The 21,125-nt window shown below is 63.1% G+C and carries 20 protein-coding genes; 10 read left to right on the top strand and 10 right to left on the bottom strand.

The genetic code is table 11. From position 1 onward, the window contains the following. The first annotated feature begins 83 nt into the window (after positions 1-83). From ACTNAU_RS07165 to ACTNAU_RS07150, 4 genes are all read left to right on the top strand, one after another. The gene (locus ACTNAU_RS07165; protein ID WP_185915243.1) at positions 84-1,016 is read left to right on the top strand and encodes an alpha/beta hydrolase; all 933 of its coding nucleotides are present in this window, start codon (positions 84-86) and stop codon (positions 1,014-1,016) included. Next, on the top strand, positions 1,016-2,293 hold the full coding sequence (locus ACTNAU_RS07160) for a hypothetical protein (protein ID WP_185915242.1): 1,278 nt from the start codon (positions 1,016-1,018) through the stop codon (positions 2,291-2,293). The genes ACTNAU_RS07165 and ACTNAU_RS07160 overlap by 1 nt, the downstream gene beginning before the upstream one ends. Further along, positions 2,290-2,955 carry a DUF6320 domain-containing protein gene (locus tag ACTNAU_RS07155; protein ID WP_185915241.1) on the top strand — a complete coding sequence of 222 codons (666 nt, stop codon included), beginning with the start codon at positions 2,290-2,292 and terminating at the stop codon, positions 2,953-2,955. The genes ACTNAU_RS07160 and ACTNAU_RS07155 overlap by 4 nt, the downstream gene beginning before the upstream one ends. Positions 2,956-3,178: 223 nt before the next feature. Further along, positions 3,179-3,502: a hypothetical protein gene (locus ACTNAU_RS07150; protein ID WP_185915240.1), complete on the top strand. Its 324-nt coding sequence runs from the start codon at positions 3,179-3,181 to the stop codon at positions 3,500-3,502. Between the two features lie 70 nt (positions 3,503-3,572). On the opposite strand, the gene ACTNAU_RS07145 is transcribed toward ACTNAU_RS07150, so the two are convergent. The 5 genes from ACTNAU_RS07145 to ACTNAU_RS07125 all read right to left on the bottom strand — a co-directional run bounded on the left by ACTNAU_RS07145 (position 3,573) and on the right by ACTNAU_RS07125 (position 8,890). Beyond that, positions 3,573-4,280, bottom strand: a complete 708-nt coding sequence (locus ACTNAU_RS07145) for a putative ABC transporter permease (RefSeq protein ID WP_185915239.1) — start codon at positions 4,278-4,280, stop codon at positions 3,573-3,575. A gap of 155 nt (positions 4,281-4,435) precedes the next feature. Next, positions 4,436-5,755 (bottom strand): magnesium transporter, encoded by a 1,320-nt coding sequence (gene mgtE, locus ACTNAU_RS07140; protein ID WP_243164316.1) that lies wholly within the window; start codon positions 5,753-5,755, stop codon positions 4,436-4,438. Between the two features lie 427 nt (positions 5,756-6,182). Next, complete coding sequence (locus ACTNAU_RS07135; RefSeq protein ID WP_441097992.1) at positions 6,183-7,088, bottom strand: DMT family transporter; 906 nt, start codon at positions 7,086-7,088, stop codon at positions 6,183-6,185. 6 nt (positions 7,089-7,094) lie between these two features. Continuing rightward, positions 7,095-7,718: a trimeric intracellular cation channel family protein gene (locus tag ACTNAU_RS07130; RefSeq protein WP_441097991.1), complete on the bottom strand. Its 624-nt coding sequence runs from the start codon at positions 7,716-7,718 to the stop codon at positions 7,095-7,097. A gap of 17 nt (positions 7,719-7,735) precedes the next feature. Then, a complete protein-coding gene (locus ACTNAU_RS07125; RefSeq protein WP_441097990.1) occupies positions 7,736-8,890 on the bottom strand; it encodes a CapA family protein in 1,155 nt (384 codons plus the stop codon). A gap of 192 nt (positions 8,891-9,082) precedes the next feature. Here ACTNAU_RS07125 and ACTNAU_RS07120 point away from each other — a divergent pair, with 192 nt between their 5' ends. The 4 genes from ACTNAU_RS07120 (at position 9,083) to ACTNAU_RS07105 (ending at position 12,282) form a co-directional block, all read left to right on the top strand. Continuing rightward, on the top strand, positions 9,083-9,721 hold the full coding sequence (locus ACTNAU_RS07120) for a Crp/Fnr family transcriptional regulator (protein ID WP_441097989.1): 639 nt from the start codon (positions 9,083-9,085) through the stop codon (positions 9,719-9,721). A 112-nt stretch (positions 9,722-9,833) separates the two neighbouring features. Then, positions 9,834-10,847 carry an ABC transporter substrate-binding protein gene (locus ACTNAU_RS07115; protein ID WP_256135596.1) on the top strand — a complete coding sequence of 338 codons (1,014 nt, stop codon included), beginning with the start codon at positions 9,834-9,836 and terminating at the stop codon, positions 10,845-10,847. Positions 10,848-10,932: 85 nt separating this feature from the next. After that, on the top strand, positions 10,933-11,616 hold the full coding sequence (locus ACTNAU_RS07110) for an ABC transporter permease (RefSeq protein WP_441097988.1): 684 nt from the start codon (positions 10,933-10,935) through the stop codon (positions 11,614-11,616). Next, positions 11,617-12,282: an ATP-binding cassette domain-containing protein gene (locus tag ACTNAU_RS07105; protein WP_185915231.1), complete on the top strand. Its 666-nt coding sequence runs from the start codon at positions 11,617-11,619 to the stop codon at positions 12,280-12,282. 69 nt (positions 12,283-12,351) lie between these two features. On the opposite strand, the gene ACTNAU_RS07100 is transcribed toward ACTNAU_RS07105, so the two are convergent. Next, positions 12,352-13,800, bottom strand: a complete 1,449-nt coding sequence (locus ACTNAU_RS07100; RefSeq protein ID WP_441097987.1) for a M20 family metallopeptidase — start codon at positions 13,798-13,800, stop codon at positions 12,352-12,354. 157 nt (positions 13,801-13,957) lie between these two features. On the opposite strand from ACTNAU_RS07100, the gene ACTNAU_RS07095 reads away from it, so the two are divergent. Then, entirely contained in the window at positions 13,958-14,506 is a 549-nt protein-coding gene (locus ACTNAU_RS07095; protein ID WP_185915229.1) for a flavodoxin family protein, read from the top strand. Between the two features lie 59 nt (positions 14,507-14,565). Here ACTNAU_RS07095 and pap read toward each other — a convergent pair whose 3' ends face one another. Beyond that, on the bottom strand, positions 14,566-16,059 hold the full coding sequence (pap, locus tag ACTNAU_RS07090) for a polyphosphate:AMP phosphotransferase (protein ID WP_441097986.1): 1,494 nt from the start codon (positions 16,057-16,059) through the stop codon (positions 14,566-14,568). 272 nt (positions 16,060-16,331) lie between these two features. Here pap and deoD point away from each other — a divergent pair, with 272 nt between their 5' ends. Next, positions 16,332-17,042 carry a purine-nucleoside phosphorylase gene (deoD, locus tag ACTNAU_RS07085; protein ID WP_216401192.1) on the top strand — a complete coding sequence of 237 codons (711 nt, stop codon included), beginning with the start codon at positions 16,332-16,334 and terminating at the stop codon, positions 17,040-17,042. Between the two features lie 74 nt (positions 17,043-17,116). On the opposite strand, the gene ACTNAU_RS07080 is transcribed toward deoD, so the two are convergent. Genes ACTNAU_RS07080 through ACTNAU_RS07070 form a run of 3 tightly spaced genes read right to left on the bottom strand, consistent with a single transcriptional unit; the run spans position 17,117 to position 20,898 of the window. Further along, on the bottom strand, positions 17,117-17,773 hold the full coding sequence (locus tag ACTNAU_RS07080; RefSeq protein WP_185915225.1) for a redox-sensing transcriptional repressor Rex: 657 nt from the start codon (positions 17,771-17,773) through the stop codon (positions 17,117-17,119). A 15-nt stretch (positions 17,774-17,788) separates the two neighbouring features. Further along, positions 17,789-18,952, bottom strand: a complete 1,164-nt coding sequence (locus tag ACTNAU_RS07075) for an isocitrate/isopropylmalate family dehydrogenase (RefSeq protein WP_185915224.1) — start codon at positions 18,950-18,952, stop codon at positions 17,789-17,791. Beyond that, positions 18,949-20,898 (bottom strand): aconitate hydratase, encoded by a 1,950-nt coding sequence (locus ACTNAU_RS07070; RefSeq protein ID WP_441097985.1) that lies wholly within the window; start codon positions 20,896-20,898, stop codon positions 18,949-18,951. The genes ACTNAU_RS07075 and ACTNAU_RS07070 overlap by 4 nt, the downstream gene beginning before the upstream one ends. Positions 20,899-21,125: the final 227 nt, after the last annotated feature.

Raw genomic sequence — 21,125 nt, 5'->3', positions numbered from 1 at the left:
GCCGGGCCGCGCACCCGGCCAGACCGCCCTTGCACAGGACCCTGTGGAGGGGGCTATCACGAGAGAAAGAGGAGGGAATTTGTATGGCCATCAACCCCGTGGTGCGGGCGGCCCTCAAGGCCCTGTCCTACCCCGATATCAGCATCAAAAAGCACTACAAGCTGCAGCGGCGGCTGGTGGATGTGACCAACCTGCACCTGCTAAAACCCCTCTACACCACCTTTGACCACCTGATCCAGGTGGGGGACCACCAGATCCCCGCCCGCATCTACACCCCGGAACTGCCCGGAAGCGAGGGGGCGCTCCTCTTTTTCCACGGCGGCGGCTGGGTCACCGGCAACATCGACAGCTACGACCGGGTCTGCACCGACTTGGCGCGCAAGACCCACCGCCTGGTGATGTCGGTGGACTACCGGCTGGCCCCCGAGCACCGGTTCCCCGCCGCGCTGGAGGACTGCTACGCCGCGGCCAGGGAGGTGTTTTTGCACCCCGAGTGGGTCTTTGCCGAGGGGGCGGAGGACATCGCCCTCATCGGCGACAGCGCCGGGGGCAACCTGGCGGCGGCCGTCTCCCTGATGGCAAAGGACAGGGGGGAGTTCATGCCCACCCGGCAGATCCTCATCTACCCGGCCACCTACAACGACCACACCGAGAACTCGCCCTTTCCCTCCGTCCGGGAGAACGGCAGCGACTACCTGCTCACCTCCAAGCGGGTGCAGGAGTACATGGAGCTCTACCAGGGCAGCGAGGAGGACCTGCAAAACCCCTACTTCGCCCCCCTGCTGGCAGAGGATCTGAGCGGCCAGCCCGAGACCCTGCTCATCACCGCCCAGTACGACCCCCTGCGCGACGAGGGGGAGGAGTACGGCCGCCGCCTGGCCAAGGCGGGGGTGCGGGTGGAGGCGCACCGCGCCACCGACGGGCTGCACGGCTTTTTCTCCCTTCCCGCCAGCTTTGAGCAGGTGGCCGAGTGCCACCGCCTCATCGATCGCTTTTTGAAAGAAGGTCCGGCCTGATGACGGCAAGACAGCGCGACGCCGCGTGGGAGCCGCTGGACAATGCGGCCAAGATATTTCCCTCTATCAGCAGCAAGCGGGACACCAAGGTCTTTCGCTTTGCCTGTGAGCTGCGCGAAGGGGTGGACCCGGCGCTCTTGCAGCGGGCGCTGGACGAGACCATTGAGGATTTCCCCATCTTTCGCTCCACCCTGCGGCAGGGCTTTTTCTGGCACTACCTCAAAGAGAGCAGCCAGCGCCCCCTGGTGCAGCTGGAGAGCGAGCTGCCCTGCAGCAACCTCTACGACGCCAACAACCCCGGCCTCCTCTTTGAGGTGAGCTACTACGGCCGGCGGATCAATCTGGAGGTCTATCACGCCCTCACCGACGGGACCGGCGCCCTGCAATTCCTGCGCGCCCTGGTCTGCCGTTACCTCTATCTGCGCCACCCCGAGGGGTTTGACGCCCCGCCCACCCCGCTGCACGGGGCCTCTTTTTCCGAGTTGGCGGAGGACAGCTTTCAGAAGTACTACACCACCTCCTCCAAAAACAAGGTGCGCAGCGAGCCGGTCTACAAGCTGCGGGGGGTGCGCCTGCCCGAGGGGCGGATGCAGATCATCGAGGGGGTGCTGCCGGTGAAGGCGGTGTTGGCCGCCGCCCGGGAGCGGGGGGTGACCATGACCGTTCTCCTCACCGCTCTCTTTCTCTGCGCGGTGGACAAAAACGCCGTGCTGCGGCGCAAGCGCCACCCGGTGGTGGCGGCGGTGCCGGTCAACCTGCGCAACTACTTCCCCTCGGAGACGGCGCGCAACTTCTTCTGCACCATCAATGTGGGCTACCACTTCGGCCGGGACCCGGGGGATTTAGAGAGCGTGATGGCCTCGGTCCGGCGCCAGTTTGAGCAGCTGCTGACCCGCGAAAACCTGGCCAAGCGGATGAACGGCTACTCGGCCATCGAGCACAACGCCCTGGTGCGGGTGGTCCCCCTGGGGCTGAAAAACATCATCCTGCGCATCGCCGGCGCCATCGCCGAGCACGACCACACCATTTCGATTTCCAACATCGGCAAGGTGAGCATGCCCGCGGGGTGTGAGCGGTATATCCGCCTCTTCGACGTCTTTGTGAGCACCAATATCCTGCAACTGTGCCTCTGCTCTTTCGGGGAGGACCTGACCCTCAGCTTCTCCTCCGCCTTTCGCAACACCGATGTGCAAAAGGACTTTTTCCGCTTCCTCACGGGGATGGGGATCCCCGTCGAAATCACCACCAACCGCCCAGAAGAGGAGGTGCGCCCGTGAAATACTGCGAACAGTGCAAGGTCTCCGTCACCGGGCAGCGCTCCCGCTGCCCCCTCTGCCAGAGCGTCCTGCGGGACGAGGGAGAGCCCTATGAAGAGGTGTTCCCGGTCATCCCCACCGTCTACAACCGCTTTCAGTTCTTCTTCAAACTGCTGATCTTCGCCTCGGCGGTGCTGGGCATCGTCTCGGCGGTGATCAACCTCCTGCTGCCACAGAGCGGGGTCTGGTCCCTCTTTGTGCTGGGGGGGATCGGCTGTCTCTGGGTGTTCCTCTTCATCGCCGTGCGAAAGCGCAACAACATCCCCAAAAACATCCTCTGGCAGGTGGCGGTCACCATCCTCTTTTGCCTGCTGTGGGATCTCTTTACCGGCTGGCACGGCTGGTCGGTGGACTACGTGGTCCCCAGCATCTGCGTGGCGGCCATGGCGGCCCTCGCCGTCACCGCCAAGGTCTTTCGGCTGGTGGTGGGGGACTTTCTCTTCTACCTGCTCATCAGCGTCCTCTTCGGCATCCTGCCGGTCATCTCCATCCTGCTGGGTTGGGTGCAGGTGCTCTACCCGTCCCTCATCTGCGTGGGATGCAGCCTGGTCTCCCTGGCGGCGGTCCTGATTTTCCAGGGGGAAAACATGAAGCGGGAGTGGCGGCGGCGGATGCACCTGTAGTTCGCCTTTTGGCCTCCCGATCGGGCAGGGGAGGGACAGCTGGCTAAAAAGCACATAAAACGAAAAGAACTGCACTTGTAATGACAGCCTTTTTCCAGAATAATGCTGTACTTTTTTACGGCCAAATGCTATGATTAAATAGGAAAAAGCGCAAGGTATCTCCAATACTTGCAATGAAAGCTGCACAAAATACAGAAAAACCAATTGAAGGGGGGGGTCTCCCATGTTCCCAGAAATTGACCGCCAGGCAATTTTGGAAATTGTGGAGGATGAAGAAAAGACCGACAAAATCATGGCCCTGTTGGACGAAGCGGCCAAGAGAGAAAAGCAGCGCCGTCTTGAGCTTCAGGCAAAGGGCATTGAGCGCGCTCGCCAGAAGGGAACGACCCTCGGCAGACCGAGATTGCCTCTCCCGAGAGACTTCCCCAACATCTACCGGCGCTACAAGAGCAAGGAGATCACGGCGCAGCACGCGCAAAAGCTCTGCAATATGAGCGCCAATACCTTTTACCGGGTCATCCACGAATTTGAAGAGAAGAGCAAGTAAAAAAACCTCCCCCCGAACACTTCGGGGGGAGGTTTTTACCTGTTGTCAAGCAGTGGAGGAGGGGCGGATGCTATTTGTTCGGCACGACCTTCATGTTGGGGTAGATCTCCCGCATCCGCGCGTCGTCAAAGCGGCGGTCCAAAAACTGGCCGAAACTGGTCTGGGGCGGGAGCCCCTCGGAGCGGTCGGTCCCGCGCTTGATGGCTGCCACCGAGAGGAGGATGTCAAAGCAGAGGAAGACGGCCAGCGCCCCGGCGACCCAGTTGCCGTATCTCCGGGGGAACCGCTCAATGGCGCCGCAGAGGAGGGGGTAGCAAAAGCGGATGAAGACCAGACCCAGCACCCCCCAGAAGAAGGCGTACTTTAAAGTGGTGCGGCCGCCGATGTTGTACTTGGCGTGGCTGTACTGCCAGGAGACGGTGCCCAGGGCCAGCTCTTGCAGCAGGCTGCACAGGTATTCAAAGGCCGCGCCGGCAAAGGCGCTGACGCCGAAGATGACCAGCGGATTTTTGTCCCGCAGCCGGTAGAGCAGCAGGGTGAGGAGGACCGCCCCAAAGCCGTACACCTGGGAGAAAGGGCCGTAGACAAGCCCCTTGCGGCTCTCGAAGTAGCCGTTGTGAAAATACCAAAACAACATCTCCAGAATATAGCCGAGGACGCTGGCCACAACGAAGATCCAAAACAGGGTATAGACGCCGGGGCGGTCGTTGATAGGCGATCTGCCCGAACGCCGCTCGGCGCGACTGGCGGCCTTTGCCGCCGCAGAAATGCTCTGCAACTTCTCCACCCTCTCTCTTTAGTATATTAAAAAGTATAGCGAAAAGAGTCGCAAAAGTCCAATCTTCGGAGAAAATGTAAGAAGTTTGACAGAAAAAAGACCATCTCTTGAAGGAGATGGCCTTTTTTTGGGTGAAGTTGTCTTTTTTTGGCGCTCTACCCGCCGATGTGGAGGATGGCGGTGGCCAGCACAAAGTAGATGGTCAGGGAGACGGCGTCCACAATGGTGGTGATGAGGGGGCTTGCCATGATGGCGGGGTCGACCTTGCACTTTTCGGCCAGGATGGGCAGCAGGCCGCCGCAGATCTTGGCGACGATCACCGTGCAGAAGAGGCTGATGCAGATGGTGACGGCCACCATCAGGGAGACCCGGTCCAAAAACAGCAGTTTGCCCAGGTTGACCACCGCCAGCACCGAACCCACCAGCAGGCTGATGGCGAACTCCTTGCGGATGATCTTGAAGGCGTCCCGGGTCTTGATCTCCCCCAGGGCGAGGCCGCGGATGATCATGGTGGCCGACTGGGAGCCGGCGTTGCCGCCGGTGTCCATCAACATGGGGATGTAGGCGGCCAGCAGCACCATGGAGGAGAGGACCTCGTCAAAGCGGCGGATGATGAAGCCGGTGATGGAGGCGGAGATCATCAGCACCAGCAGCCAGAGGATGCGGTGTTTGGCCAGCTCAAAGACGCTGGATTTGAGATAGCTGTCCTCCGACGGGGTGACGGCGCCCATGATGTAGATGTCCTCGGAGTTTTCCTCCTCGATGACGTCCAGCACGTCGTCGATGGTGATGACCCCCACCAGGCGGTTTTCCGAGTCCACCACCGGCATGGAGAGCAGTTCGTACTTTTTGAAGAGGTCGGCCACCACCGACTGGTCCTCGGTGGTGCTCACCGAGAAGATGTCCTTGTCCACGATTTCCTGGATGGCGGTGTCGTCGCGGGAGGTGAGGATGTTTTGCAGGGTGACGGTCCCCTCGAGCACCCGGGTGGCGCTGGTGACAAAGCAGGTCTCGATGGTCTCTTTTTCCAGGCTGTTGCGGCGGATGTCCACGATGGCCTGGGCCACCGTCTCGTCCTTTTTCAGCTCCATAAACTCCAGGGTCATCAGGCTGCCGGCCGAGTCCTCGGGGTATTTGAGGACCTGATTGATGAGGCGGCGGGTGGCGGGGTCGGTGTTTTTGAGGACCCGCTTGACGAGGTTGGCGGGCATCTCCTCGATGAAGTCGACGGTGTCATCAAAAAACAACTCGTCCAGGATGGTGGCGAGCTCTTTGTCGGTGACGCCCTCGACGATGCGCTGCTGCACATCGGAATCCAGGTGGGAGAACACCTCTGAAGCGGTCTCTTTGGGCATCAGCCGGAAGAGGAGCACCAGGGTGTTCTCGGGCATCTCCTCAAACAGCTCGGCGATGTCCACCGGGTTTTCGTCCAGCAGCAGGGTGCGGGCCTGGGAGAACTGTCTCTCCTCCACCATGCGGCCCAGGTCTTCTAAGGTCTTGTAAAAGTCTTTCACTTGCATACCCTCCTTTTCGATCGAGTGGGAAAAACGGGGGAGACGGCGCCGCGCCAAAGGCGGTTTGCGGCGGCGCCAGTCCGGCTTTTGCGCCGGGGCTTTTTGCCGCCAGGGCAGCAAAAAAAGCCACTGGATTGAGTATGTCCATGGCTTTCGTTTCGGTATGCACTTTTAAGAGAGGGCAATTTTCCACAGCAAAAGAAAGGCTATCTGTTTTGCAGGGGTGAAAACAGATACCGCTTGAGAGCAGAAAAACGCGCGCCGCATCGCTTAACTGTGCAACTTCGACTACCGCCAGCGTCCATCTTGTTTTCACCTCCCAATTCGCTTCATTTGCGTTTTCATTGTAAAACGGATCGGCCCAAAAGTCAAGGAAAAGCGGGCGGCTTTACCCCTTTTTTACCCTGTCTTTTCGCCGGAAGAGGGCCCTGAAATCCAGCTCCACCACCAGCACCGAGAGGAGGATGATCAGCCCGCCCCCCACCAAGTTCCAGCTGAACCGGTCATACCCCCGCAGCACCGAAAAAATGGTGCCAAAGAGCGCCTCGGTGGACATGATGAGGGCCGCCTTGGAGGCGCTTGCCCGCTGCTGGGCGTGCAGCTGCAACAGGTAGCAGACGCAGGTGCTGAACACCCCCAGGTAGAGGACCCCCACCAGCGCCAGCTTGGGCTGGATGGGGGGGAGGGAGCCCGCCTCGAAGAGGAGGAAGGAGAGCCCCGACACCAGGGTGACGGTGAGCATCTGTATAAAGTTAAAGACCTTTACTTCGATGCGGGTGGAGATGTGGCCGATGTAGGCGATCTGCACGGCAAAGACCACCGCGCCCGCCAGGGAGAAGAGATCCCCCGCCCCCAGGTGGAGGGCGCCGCCCCCGGTGAGGACCCAGACCCCCACCATGCAGGCAGCCGCCCCCAGCAGCGCCTGCTTTTTGGGGGGATGCCGCTCTGCCAGCCAGACGAAAAAGGGGACGAACGCCACATTGGTGCTGGTGAGAAAGGCGTTGTTGGAGGGGGTGGTGTGGGCCATGCCAAAGGTCTGCAGCACAAAGCCGACAAAGAGGAGCAGCCCCGAGATCACCCCCAGCCGCAGTTGGAGGGCGGTGATCTGCAGCAGCTGCCGCCAGGCCAGCAGCGCCATGGCCACCGAGGCGATGAGGAAGCGGGCGAACACCACCAAAAAGGGGGTGAGGCCGCCCTCCAGCGCCTGGGCGCCGGCCACATAGCCGTACCCCCAGAGAATGGCCAGCAAAACCAGCTCGCCGGTGGCCTCTGTCCGCCGCAGCCAACCGATCATAGAAAATCACCTCGATACCGGTGTTCTGCGCTCCCGCTGCACGGTGGGGATGCGCATCTGAAAGCGGATGGAAATCAACCGCAGCACAAAGATGAAGCCGATGCTTATGTAGGCGGCCATCTCCAGGGGGATCCACTGCCGCAAAAACCAGAAGAAGGTGCTGCCGGCGATGGAGGCCACCGCGTAGACGTCCTGGCGGAGGATGCGGGGGATTTCCCGGGAAAAGACGTCGCGGACCACCCCGCCCCCCACGGCGGTGATGAGGGAGACAAAGCTGAAGGTGATGAAGTTGAGCCCCATGTTCAGGGCGGTCAGCCCGGCCTCGACGGTGAAGGTGGCCAGCCCCAAGGCATCGAAGATGTCCAGGGCAAAGGCCCACTTCAACTGCCCTTTGGTGAGGATGACCAGGGCGGTGGTGGCGCAGATGAGCAGGGTGTACTCGTAGCGCAGAAAGAAGGTGGGCAGCCCGTCTTTGATGATGATGTCCCGGATGACCCCGCCGCCGATGGCCGTGACCATGGCCAGCACCAGGATGCCGAAGTAGTCCATCCGCTTTTTGATGGCGGTGACGGCGCCGGAGACGGCAAAGGCCACAACGCCGATGTAGTCCAGGTAGTCGATGATCCCCATGGCAGCCTCCCCGGCGCTTAAGCGCCCGTCTTCAAGTAATTGCCGAAGGTGTTTTCCAGCTGTCGCTTGACGAATTGGTAGCTAAAGCCATTCCCGGCCAGCCCGTGGGCGGCAGCCTGGCTCTCGCTCCAGTCGGCGAAGGGGACGATGTGCAGGTTGGAAAAGCGGCTGCCGAACTGGGTCACCGTGGGGATGAAGGAGAGCCCCTCCACCCGGGTCTCGCCGGTCTTCATGTCCAGGACCACGGTGCAGTCCAAAAAGCCGCCGGCCATGTTGTAGTTGCCCTTTTGTGCCGAGACGAAGTTGCCCAGGGAGTAGATCACCGGCACCTGCCGCCCGTCGGCGGCCGTCAGCTCGGCAATGGGCTGCAGGACGTGGGGGTGGTGGCCCAGGATCAGGTCGGCCCCCCAGTCGGCCAGCTTCTGGGCCTCCTCTTTCTGGTAGGCATTGGGGGTGTCCGACCCCTCGGCCCCCCAGTGGACGTTGACCACGATGAAGTCCGCCTGCTGGCGGGCCAGCTCCATCTGGCGGCGGATGGTCTCCTCGTCCTTGAGGTAGATGCCGCAGGTGTCGCCGCTGGAGCCCACATTGGTCATCTCCATATAGCTCAAAAAGGCGAAGCGGATGCCGTTTTCCTCCCGGATGGGGATGTCGTCGTAGGACCCCCGCTCGTAGATGCCCGCCACCGTCACCGAGGGCAGGGCGTCAAAGACCCTTTTCGACTCGGCCAGCCCGGCGCTGCCCTTGTCGTACATGTGGTTGTTGGCGTAGCTGACCACGTTGAAACCCAGCCCCTCCACCTGCCCGGCCAGCTCTTTGGGGGAGTTGAAGGCCGGGTAGCTGGAGAGGGGGTAGAGGTCGCTGGCCACCGGCACCTCCTGGTTGATGACGGCGATGTCCGCCTTGGCCACGATGGGGGCGATCTGCCGGTAGACCGGCCCGAAGTCGTGATAGCCGCCGCTGCCCCGGGCGGCCGCCTGCTGGTAGATGACGTCGTGGATCAGGTTGTCCCCCACCGCCATCAGCCGCACCGAGAGGGTCATGTCCCGGCCGGCAAAGGCCTCCTCCATCGGGGTGGAGGGGGCGTTGGCGCTGGTGCCGCCGCCCCCGGCGCAGCCGGTGAGCAAAAGGGCGCAGGCCAAGACCGCCGCCCAAATCTTGCCGTGTTTCATAGTGCTCCTCCCAAAAAGGGGAGGGCGGTTTTTGCCCGCGCGGCCGCCCTCCGGTATTTCCTCCCCAGTATAGGTCTTTTTGCGCCAAAATTCAACAATGCCCGCCATTTGCGGCTTGACTTTTTTCACCCAGAAGGGTACAATCAAAACTGTTTCAAATGAGACAATTTGTAGAGAGCAGGAGGGGAGCCAATGGAGGAGAGCATCCGCGCGGTCTTGCCGGGCTGCTTTCTCTTTGCCGGCGTGCCGGAGGGGGAGGCGATGGCCGCCCTCTCCGGCTGCGGCTCCATCAGGCGGTGTGAGCGGGGGGAGGTCGTCCTCTCGCCCCAGCAGTTCACCCCCATGCTGGGGGTGGTGCTGCAGGGCCGACTGGAGGCCCGCAACGACCACGTCCTGCTGACGGTGTTGGAGCCCGGCCGCTGCTTTGGGGTGGCGGGGCTCTGGAGCGGGGCGGAGGAGTACGTCTCCACCGTGCGCGCCCAGAAAGAGAGCCTGCTCTACACCTTCAGCCGGGCGGACCTGACCGCCCTTTTCTCCCGCTGCCCCCAGACGCTGCAAAACTACCTGGCTTTTCTCTCCGACCGCATCGTCTTTCTCAACCAGAAAGTCGCCCTCTATTCCTGCCAGAGCGTAGAGGGGAAGGTCTATGCCTATTTTAAGCAGCAGGCGGCTGCGGGGTGCCCGCAGAAGGTCAACTCCAGCGAGCTGGGAAGGCTGCTGGGGGTGGGGCGCGCCTCCCTCTACCGCGCCTTTGAGGCGCTGCAGGCCCGCGGCCTCATCCGCAAGGAGGGGAAGACGGTGACCGTCCTCCACGCCGAAGAGGTGCTGTGAGCGCCGCGGCGAACGGTGATTTTTACCGGCCCCCCGCCCCGGGCGGGACGACCGGCAAAATAGAGCATTTGCCCCCGGGCAAAGAAAAATATTTGTGTGAAGAGGTGCGAGTATGAAAAAACTGTTGGCACTCGCGCTGGCGTCCCTGCTCACCCTGAGCATGTTCGCCGGCTGCGGCAAAGAAAAGGGAGAGGCCGGCACCAGCGAGCCGAAGGAGACCTACCAGTCGGTGGACATCAACGTGGCCGGGCTGAAAGGGCCCACCGGCATTGGCATGGTGCGGCTGATGGAGCAAAGCGACGCCGGAGAGGCGGCGAACAAGTACACCTTCAGTCTGGCCAGCGCCCCCACCGAGATCGTCGGCAAGATCTCCTCGGGCGAGGTGGACATCGCCGCCGTCCCCACCAACCTGGCGGCCACCCTCTACCAGAAGACAAACGGCGGGGTCAAGCTGCTGGCGGTCAACACCCTGGGGGTCCTCTACCTGCTGGAAAAGGGCGACAGCATCCACTCCGTGGCCGACTTGAAGGGCAAGACCATCTACGCCTCCGGCCAGGGCTCCACCACCGAGTACGTCCTCAACTACCTGCTGGAGCAGGCGGGGATGACCGTCGGTGAGGACGTGAAGGTCGAGTACAAGGCCGACCACTCCGAGCTGGCCGCCCTCATCGCCTCCGGCGAGGCCGACATCGCCCTGCTGCCCGAGCCCTTTGTCACCACCGTCACCTCGAAAAACGCCGACGTGCGGGTGGCCCTGGACATCACCGAGCAGTGGAAGAAGACCACCGGCGACAAGGAGCTGCCCATGGGCGGCATCATCGTCCGCACCGAATTTTTGGAGAAAAACCCCGCGGCGGTCGAGAAGTTCCTGGAGGAGTACAAGGCCTCGACCGAGTACACCGCCACCAACCTGGCGGAGACCGCCGCTCTGACCGAAAAGTACGACATCATGAAAGCCGACGTCGCCCAGAAGGCCATCCCCAACTGCAACATCGTCTACCTGGACGGCGCCGCCATGAAGGAGTCGGTCAAGAGTTTCTTCGAAATCCTCTTGAAAGCCGACGCCAAATCCATAGGGGGAAAACTTCCTGATGACGCGCTCTACTACGAGAAAGCGGGCAACTAGCCCACACCAAAAGAGAAGGGCCATCGCGAGCAAGGTCGGCGCCGTACTGGCGTGGGCCTTGCTCTGGTTTTTGGCCGCCCGCGCCGTGAACAAGCCGCTGCTGGTGGCCTCCCCCGGGGAGACGCTGCGGGAACTGCTCTCCCTGGCGGGGGACCCCGCCTTTTACCAGACGGTGCTGCGCTCGCTGGCGAGCATCCTGGGGGGCTTTTTCTCGGCGGTGGCTGCCGGCTGTCTGGTGGCCTGCCTCTCGCTGAAATCCACCTTTCTGCGGGCCTTTTTCGCCGTCCCCCTGGGGATCGTCAAGGCCACGCCGGTGGCCTCCTTCATCATCCTGGCGCTGGTGTGGCTCAAGAGCAGCCACCTCTCCCTCTTCATCTCCTTTCTGATGGTCCTCCCCCTGGTGGCGGGCAACGTCTACCAGGGGCTGGTGGAGACCGACGGCAAGCTGCTGGAGATGGGGCGGACCTTTGGCTTTGGCCAGGTGGGCCTCTGGCGGCACATCTACCTGCCATCCGCCATGCCCTATTTTCTGGCCGCCTGCAAGACCGGCCTGGGGATGGCCTGGAAGGCGGGAGTGGCGGCGGAGGTGCTGGGGATGGTCAGCGGCACCATCGGCCGGCAGCTCTACGACGCCAAAATCTACCTGGAGACCCCCAAGCTCTTTGCCTGGACGGCGGTGGTCATCCTCCTGAGCGTGGGGATGGAGCGGCTGCTTTCCTGGCTGGTGGAGCGGTTGGGTTCGCACTGGCGGAAGAGGGAGGGCAGATAGATGTTGGTATCCTTTCAAAAGGTCTCCCTGCGGCTGGGGGAGAAGGAGGTCCTGCGGGACTTCTCGCTGGATTTGCAGAACAAGGGCATCTATGGCGTCATCGGCCCCTCGGGCTGCGGCAAGACCACCCTCCTCAACCTGATACAGGGGTTTTTGCAGCCCGACGGGGGGGAGATCGCCCTCTTTTCTGACCGCATCAGCGCCGTCTTTCAGGAAAACCGGCTGCTGCCCTGGTACACCGTCTACCAAAACATCGCCCTGGCCGCCCGCCGCCCGGTGGGCCGGGAGGAGGTGGAGGCCCTTCTTCGCCGCCTCTGCATGCCGGGGGAACTGGACAGCCTGCCCGGCTCCCTCAGCGGGGGGATGGCCCGCCGGGTCGCCCTGGCGCGGGCCCTCCTCTCCGAAAGTGACATCCTCCTGCTGGACGAACCCTTCAAGGGGGTGGACATGGCCTGCAAGCGCCAGTGCGAAAAGACCCTGCAGGCCCTCAGCGGCGGCCGACTGACCCTGCTGGTCACCCACGACCCCGGCGAGGCGGCCGCCCTCTGCGACACCGCCATCCTGGTGGGGGGGAGCCCACTGCGGCTGCGCCGGACCCTGCGCATCGACCCCCAGAGCCGGGGCCGCTCGGCCGAGGAGCTGCGCCGGCTGATGCTGGCCGAGTGAGCCCTGCACCCCCAAAGAAAAAAGAACCCGGGCCATCTGGCCCGGGTTCTTTTGTTGTGAAACTCGGTTTTAGCGCTTGGCGCTGGGGTCGATGACAGAGGGCTTGACCCCGGCGGGGATAGGGGGGATGTAGTGCCCGCCGTCCAGCCGGTCGCGCAGCTCCTCCTTGGCCGCCTCGATCCACTCGGGGTGGTGTATGAGGTCGACGGCCGTTCCGGCCAGCACCTTGCCGGCGTAGAGGGTCCCCTTGTGGGCGATCGAGCTCTTGCCCTGGGCGACCAGCTGCCAGGAGTGGCCCGGCGTGCCCGCGGCCATGGTGACTGCCGAGATCTGGGCGGTGGGGCAGACCCAGCTCACGTCCCCCACGTCGGTGGAGCCGGGCATGGCCGCCTCGACGTGGAAGTTGGGGACCACAAAGTCGTTGATGGGGCGGCCGCCGTGCTCCTTGGCAAAGGCGATCCCCTTGGCGCCCGCCGCCTGGGCCATGGCCATCAGGGTGTCGGACGTGCTCTCAAAGCTCTTCTGCACGGCGGCGGCATAGGCGCGCTCCTCCTCGGTGTAGGAGGGGAGGGGGATCTCCCGCAGGTTGTCGTCCAGCTTTTCGGTGAGCAGGGTGTTGGGGACCAGGTTGGAACAGGCCTTGATGAACTGGGTCTCCAGCCGGGTGCCGGTCATCAGGGCCGCCCCCTTGGCGATGTCGCCCACCCGCTCGTAGATCTCCTGCACCTGCCCGGTCTTGGGGGCGCGGATGAGGTAGAGCACCTCGGAGTAGGGCTGCACCACGTTGGGGGAGTAGCCGCCGGTGTTGGTGATGGCGTAGTGGATGCGGGCCTCGGGGATGATGTGCTCGCGCAAAAACTGCACCCCGATGTTCATCAGTTCCACCGCGTCCAGGGCGCTGCGGCCCAGGTGGGGGCAGGCGGCGGCGTGGGCGCTGACCCCGTAGTAGCGGTAGCAGATCTGGTAATTTGCCAGGGAGCTTGCGCTGTTGGCGGCGTTGGTGTCGCCGGGGTGCCAGGTCAGGGCGCAGTCCAACTCGTCAAAGACCCCGTCCCGGGCCATGAAGGCCTTGCCGGAGCCGCCCTCCTCCCCCGGGCAGCCGTAGTAGACGACGGTGCCGGGGAGGTGGTTTTCGGCCAGGTAGGCCTTGACGGCCGAGGCGGCGGCCAGGGAGCCGACCCCCAGCAGGTTGTGGCCGCAGCCGTGCCCGGGCGCGCCCTCGCACAGGGGGGCCTTTGCAAAGGTGTCGGGCTGCTGGCTGAGGCCGGAGAGGGCGTCGAATTCCCCCAGAAAGCCGATGACCGGCTTTCCTTCGCCCCAGCGGCCGAGAAAGGCGGTCTCGATGCCGGCGACCCCTCGCTCGACGGCGAACCCCTCCTCCTCCAGCGCCCGGCAGAGGACCTCGGCGGACCGGCGCTCCTGAAAGGCGGTTTCGGGGCAGTCCCAGACGGCGTCGCTCCAGGCGGCCAGGCGCTGGGCCATCCCGTCGATATGGGAACAGAGTGCGGATTTGTCCATGGTGGTGTTCCTCCTTCTCTCTTTCGATCACCTCCATTATAGCACCAACGGCGGGCCCCGGGGGGAGGAGAGGCCGCCAAAAATGGCCGGGGAGATATGGCGAACTTGCCAAGGCCCCCCGGCGGGAGTAAGATAGGATACAGGAGGTGTATTGTCTGTGAAGATTTTGCTTTTGACCGGCAGTCCCCACAGGAAGGGGACCACCGCCGCCCTGGCGTCTGCCTTTGACCGGGGCGCTGCCGAGGCGGGCCACCAGCTGACCCGCTTTGACACCGCTTTTATGAAGATCGCCCCCTGTCTGGGCTGCGACCACTGCCGCAAAAACGGGGGTCGCTGTGTCCACGGGGATGGGATGGAGGAGATCCTGCCCGCCCTTCTGGAGGCCGACCTGGTCGTCTTTGTGACCCCCCTCTACTACTTTGGGATGAGCGCCCAGCTGAAGGCGGTCGTCGACCGGTTTTACGCCGTCAACGCCGCCTTGCGGCAGAGCCCCAAAAAGGCACTGCTGTTGGCCGCCAGCGGGGACGACGAGCCCGGGGTGATGGAGGCGCTGGTGCTGCACTACCAGGCGGTGCTTGGCTACCTGCACTGGGAGGACTGCGGCATGCTGCTCGCCCGGGGGATGTACACCCCTGAGGATTTGGCGGGCACCCCCTACCTGTCGCAGGCGGAGGAGATGGGCCGACGCCCCCTGGGGGAGCGGTAAGAGAAAAAAGAGCGCGCGCCGCACCGGCTGTTCTGCCGGGGACGGCGCGCTTTTTTGCGCTATTTCAGCCGGTTTTCAATGGCGGCGATGAGGGTCTGCAGGGCCTTGATGCGGGCGAACTTCTTGTCGTTTGACTCCACCACCGTCCAGGGGGCAAAATCGGTGGAGGTGAACTGCAACATGTCGTTGACCGCCGCTTCGTGCTGGTCCCACTTCTCCCGGTTGCGCCAGTCCTCGTCGGTGATCTTCCAGCGCTTTTCGGGGGTGTTCTGCCGGTCCTCGAACCGGCGCAGCTGCTCGTCCTTGTCGATTTGCAGCCAGAACTTGACGATGACGGCGCCCCAGTCGGTGAGCTCCTTTTCAAACTCGTTGATCTCGTCGTAGGCCCGGGCCCAGTCGGCGGGGGTGCAGAAGCCCTCGACCCGCTCCACCATCACCCGCCCGTACCAGGTGCGGTCAAAGATGGTGATGTGCCCCCGCTTGGGCAGCCGGGTCCAGAACCGCCAGAGGAAGTGGCGGCCCAGCTCCTCCTTGGAGGGGGCGGCGATGGGGACCACCTCGTACCCGCGGGGGTCGAGGGCGGCGGCCACCCGCTTGATGTTGCCCCCCTTGCCGGCCGCGTCCCACCCCTCGTAGGCGACGATGACCGGGATCTGCTCCTTGTAGAGGAGCCCGTGCAGCTTTTTCAGCTTGGCTTGGCACTTCTTCAATTCTTCTTTATAGGTGGTGGGCTCCAGGGTGCGGTTGAGGTCGATGTCGCAGAGTTTTGGGGTCTCCACCAATTGAAAGCGGCTGGCGGGGATGCCGCCCTGGTAGGCGGCGGCCTGCGCGTCCCGCTCCGGCCGCTGGGCGATGGCCCGACCGATCTCCTTGACCAGGGTCTGGTAGATGTCCGCCATGGCCACGTTGCGGTCCTCGCTGGCGATCACATGCCAGGGGGCGCAGGGGGTGTCGGTCTGCTCCAACATCTGGTCGTAGATCTGGTAGAGGTCGTCGTAGCGGCGGTTCCTCTTCCAGTCGGTCTTGGTGACACGCCAGCGGGTGGCCTTGCTCTCCTCCAGGGCGGAGAGCCGCTTTTTCTGCTCCTTCTGGCTGATGTGCAGGAAAAACTTGATGATCAGGTAGCCGTTGTCGGTGAGGGTGCGCTCGAAGTGGTTGATCTCCTCGATGCGGCGGGTCAGCTCTTTTTTGGGGAGGGCGTTTTCCAGCTGGGCAGTGGACACCTCTTGGTACCAGCTGCGGTCGAAGATGGAGAACTCCCCGGCGATGGGGATTTTCTGCCAGAACCGCCAGAGGAAGGGGTGGCGGGCCTCGGTCTCGTCCGGGTCGACGGTGGAGTAGACCTTGAAGCCCCGGGGGTCCAGGTTGAGGATGACGTCGGAAATCTTGCTGCCCTTGCCGGCGGCGCTCCACCCCTCAAAGAGGATGATGACCGGCACCTTGGCCTCCTTCATCTGCTGTTGCAAGGCGGAGAGGCGGGGCTTGAGCTGCCCCGCAATGGCCTTGTACTCCTCCTTCATCATGATCTTTTTTAGGTTGACCTTTTCCAGCATGACGGCACCTCCTGGTCGTTTGAAAAAGCGAATAATATTTTTTTGTATATTTGCTATATTTTAGCATTTTTGCCTCTTAGATACAAGGGGAAAGGAGAGGGTGGCCCCTTTTCTGCCGCGACGGCAGAGGGAGGAGGGGAATATACACAAATTTCCCGGCGAAAATGCACGGGAACGCCAAATCACGGCAAGGCGGATTGCCACCGGCAAAAAAGAACGGTATCATGGAAAAAAGCGCCGTGAGGCGCAGCCGAAAGGGGTTGTCTGTTGACATGAGCATGCACATTGCCGCAAAGGCGGGGGAGATCGCCCCCAACATCCTCCTCCCCGGGGACCCGATGCGGGCCAAGCACATTGCCGAGACCTATTTGGAGGACGCCGTCTGCTTCAACGAGATCCGGGGGATGTACGGCTATACCGGCACCTACAAGGGGCAGCGGGTGTCGGTCATGGGCACCGGCATGGGGATCCCCTCCATCCTCATCTACGCGACCGAGCTGGCCCGGGACTACGGCTGCAAAAAGATGATCCGCCTGGGGACCGCCGGCGCCTATTCCGAGAAGCTGAAGGCCCTGGATCTGGTCCTCTCCCAGGCGACCAGCACCACCTCCGCCCTCAACGACCACATCTTCCCCGGCCACTACGCCCCCTGCGCCGACTTTGAGCTGCTGGACAAGTGCTACCACATCGCCCGGGAGAGGGGACTGCCGGTCTACGTGGGCAACACCATCTGCAACGACCACCTCTACATCGACAACAAGGAGGAGTACAAGAAGGTCTGGGCCGACTACGGGGTCATCGCCTCGGAGATGGAGGGGGCGGGCCTTTACACCGTGGCCGCCCGCTACGGGGCCAAGGCCCTCACCGTCATGTCCATCGTCGAGACCTCCTTCAAGCCGGGGGCCAAGGGCGTTTCGGCAGAGGACAAGGAGAAAAACCTCAAGGACATGATTTTGCTGGCGCTGGACACCGCCATCGACTGACGGCAAAGAAAAAACAGGTGCGGATCCGTTCGCACCTGTTTTTTTGCGCCCTGCCGGCGGGGGAGGGAAGGGGCTTACTTTTCCCCCTCGTCCTCCTCCGGCCTGTTGTGGGTCACCTGGTAGCAGAGGGTCAGCAGGCTGTCCCCCAGGTGGACGTTTTCCACCACCACGTCGCTGTGGTCGACCCGCAGGTCGTAGTGGCTGAAGTTCCAAAACCCGGTGATGCCCAGATCCACCAGTTGGGGGGCCACCTTGGGGGCCGCCGTCTTGGGGATACAGAGGATGGCGATGGTGGGGTGGTTTTCCCGGCAGAAGGTCTCCAGCTCGCCGGTGGAGCGCACCGGCAGGCCGGCGATGATCTCGCCGGTCTTCTGGGGGTCGGAGTCGAAGATCCCCGCCAGGCGAAAGCCCCGCTTCTCAAAGTTCATATGGGCGGCGATGGCGCTGCCCAGGTTGCCCGCGCCGATGAGGATGGTGTCGTGCATGGTGTCCACGCCGATGATCCGCCCGATTTCCCGGTGGAGCTGTTCGATGTTGTAGCCGTAGCCCTGCTGGCCGAAGCCCCCAAAACAGTTGAGGTCCTGGCGGATCTGCGAGGCGGTGAGGTTCATCTTCTGGGACAGCTCCTTGGAGGAGATGCGCCCCACCCCGTTTTGCAGCAGGTCCCCCAGGAAGCGGTAGTAGCGGGGGAGCCGCCGGATGACAGACAGGGAAACGCCGTTCTTTTTCACAAAAACACCCCGTTTTTACAGCGACTGGATGGTGTCCATCACGTAGTTGCCGAATTCTTCGCAGGTGCAGCCGGTATCGCGGCCGGTGCAGTGCATCTTCTTCTCTTCAAACATGCAGATGTCCAGCGCCCGCTCCAACTTGTCCGCCTCGGCCTGGTAGCCGATGTGGGAGAGCAGCAGGACGGCGGCCCGCAGCATGGAACAGGGGTCGGCGTAGATGTCCCGCCCCTCCTTCACCATCCGGGGGGCGGAGCCGTGAATGGCCTCGAACATGGCGTAGCGCTTGCCCAGGTTGGCGCTGCCGGCGGTGCCGACGCCGCCCTGGAACTCGGCCGCCTCGTCGGTGATGATGTCGCCGTAGAGGTTGGGGAGGACGAAGACCCGGAAGTCGCGGCGGCGCTTTTCGTCCACCAGCTTGGCGGTCATGATGTCGATGTACCAGTCGTCGGTGGCGATCTCAGGGTACTCCTGGGCCACCTTCTGGCAGATCTCCAAAAACTTGCCGTCGGTGGTCTTGATGACATTTGCCTTGGTGACGATGGAGACCCGGCCCTTGCCGTTTTTGCGGGCGTAGTCGTAGGCCAGCCGGGCGATGCGCTCGGTGCCCTGGGTGGTGGTGACGGTGAAGTCCACCGCCAGGTCCTCGTCCACATTGACCCCCAGCGAGCCCAGGGTGTAGGCGCCCTCGGTGTTTTCGCGGAAGAAGGTCCAGTCGATGCCCTGTTCGGGCACCTTCACCGGGCGGACGTTGGCAAAGAGGTCGAGCTCTTTGCGCATGGCCACGTTGGCGCTTTCGATGTTGGGCCAGGGGTCGCCCTTGCGGGGGGTGGTGGTGGGCCCCTTGAGGATGACGTGGCAGGCCTTGAGTTCGGCCAGCACGTCGTCGGGGATGGCCTTGTTCTGGGCCACCCGGTTCTCGATGGTCAGCCCGTCGATCTCTTTAAAGACCACCCGGCCGGCCTTCACCTGGTCTTGCAGCAGGTAGGAGATGACCCGCTGGGCCTCGTGGGTGATGCGGGGACCAATGCCGTCGCCGCCGCAGACGCCGATCACGATCTGGTCGAGACCGCTGTAATCGACAAAGTCGCCCTGCTCCTTCATCCGCTGGATGCGCTCCAACTGGCCCTGTAAGACCTTGGCAAACTGTTCGGTTGCGGAGACCATTTTTTCTTCCATCATCTCATTGCCTGCCTTTCGCTCATTTTTTTGGTGTAGTCCAGCAGCCCGCCGCAGAGGAGCATCTCCACCTGCCGCTCGGACAGCTCCGCCCGCACCGCAAACTGGGTGCCGCGGGTGTTGTTTTTGACGGTGAGTCGGCCGCCCTCTTTCAGGGCGTCGATCAGCCCGACGATCTCCAGCTCGTCGCCGAGGGAGAGGGCCTCGTAGTCCGCCGCGTCGGCAAACTCCAGGGGGAGGATGCCGGCGTTGACCAGGTTTGCCTTGTGGATGCGGGCAAAGCTCTGGGCGATGACCGCCTTGACGCCCAGGTAGAGGGGGGCGAGGGCGGCGTGCTCGCGGGAGGAACCCTGGCCGTAGTTCTGGCCGCCGACGATGATGCCGCCCTGTTTTTCCTTGCAGCGGGCGGGGAAGTCGGGGTCGCAGGCGGTGAAGCAGAACTCGCTGATTTTGGGGACGTTGGAGCGGTAGGGGAGGACCTTGGCCCCGGCGGGCATGATGTGGTCGGTGGTGATGTTGTCCCCCACCTTCAGCACCACCTCTTTTTTCAGGTGGTCGCAGAGGGGTTCGGTCTTGGGGTAGGGCTTGATGTTGGGGCCGCGCACCACCTCCACCGCGCCGGCCTCTTCGGGGGCGGCGGGGGCGACCAACAGGTTGTCGTTGACCAAAAAGCGGGCGGGCATCTCGATCCCCCCCAGGTCGCCGATTTCGGTAGGGTCGCTGATGACCCCCTGTAGGGCCGACCAGGCGGCCGTCTCGGGGCTGACCAGGTAGACCTGGGCGTCGGCGGTGCCGCTGCGCCCCTCAAAGTTGCGGTTGAAGGTGCGCAGGGAGACCCCGCCCGACTTGGGGGATTGGCCCATCCCGATGCAGGGGCCGCAGGCGCATTCCAGCACCCGGGCGCCGGCGGCGATCATGTCGGCCAGGGCGCCGTTTTCCGCCAGCATGGTGAAGACCTGCTTGGACCCCGGGGAGATGGTGAGGCTGACGTTGGGGTGCACCGTCTTCCCCTTGAGGATGCGGGCTACCTTGAGCATGTCGTAGAGGGAGGAGTTGGTGCAGGAGCCGATGCAGACCTGGTCTACCGGGATGCCGCCCAGCGCCCCGACCGGCTTGACGTTGTCGGGGCTGTGGGGGCAGGCGGCCAGGGGCTCCAGCGCCCCCAGGTCGATGGTGAGCACCCGGTCGTAGCGGGCGTCGGCGTCGGGGGCGAGGGGGGTGAAATCCCCCTCGCGGCCCTGGGCGGCCAAAAACTGGCGGGTGATCTCGTCGGAGGGGAAGATGGAGGTGGTGGCCCCCAGCTCGGCGCCCATGTTGGTGATGGTGGCCCGCTCGGGCACGCTGAGGGTGGCGACCCCCTCGCCGGCGTACTCGATTACCGCGCCGACGCCGCCCTTGACCGACAGCTCCCGCAAAACGGCGAGGATGATGTCCTTGGCGGAGACGCAGGACCGCAGGGCCCCGGTGAGTTCCACCTTGATGACCCGGGGCATGGGGATGTAGTAGGCCCCGCCGCCCATGGCCACCGCCACGTCCAGCCCGCCGGCGCCGATGGCCAGCATGCCGATGCCGCCGCCGGTGGGGGTGTGGCTGTCCGAGCCGATGAGGGTCTTGCCCGGCACGCCGTAGCGCTCCAGGTGCACCTGGTGGCAGATGCCGTTGCCGGGGCGGGAGAAGTCCACCCCGATCTTTTTGGCCACGGTCTGGGTGTATTTGTGGTCGTCGGCGTTTTCAAAGCCCGACTGCAGGGTGTTGTGGTCGATGTAGGCGACCGATTTTTCGGTCTTGACCCGGGGGATGCCGATGGCCTCGAATTCCAAATAGGCCATGGTCCCGGTGGCGTCTTGGGTGAGGGTCTGGTCGATTTTCAGGCCGATCTCGCTGCCGGGCGCCATGTCGCCTGACAGCAGATGGGCGGAGATGATCTTTTCCGCGAGATTCTGTCCCACAAGCATCGTCCTTTCTGTCTGTTCCCCTATGTACTCTATAAATAAGAAATCATGTACAAGTATAATCCCTTACCCCCTGTATTGTCAATTGGTTAACGATTACAAAATGAATTTATGAAAATGAAATCCTGCAAAAATATCGAAAAACACATATCCCCAGCAAAGCGGGAGAAAATAGATAAAAACAAGTGAGAATACCGACTTTACGGATAGGACCGCCCAGCTGG

It is taken from the genome of Bittarella sp. HCP28S3_D9 (assembly GCF_052065655.1).
Lineage (GTDB): Bacteria > Bacillota > Clostridia > Oscillospirales > Ruminococcaceae > Bittarella > Bittarella massiliensis.
The sequence above is the reverse complement of the archived record's forward strand: the minus strand, read 5'-3'. Positions and strand labels throughout refer to the sequence as shown.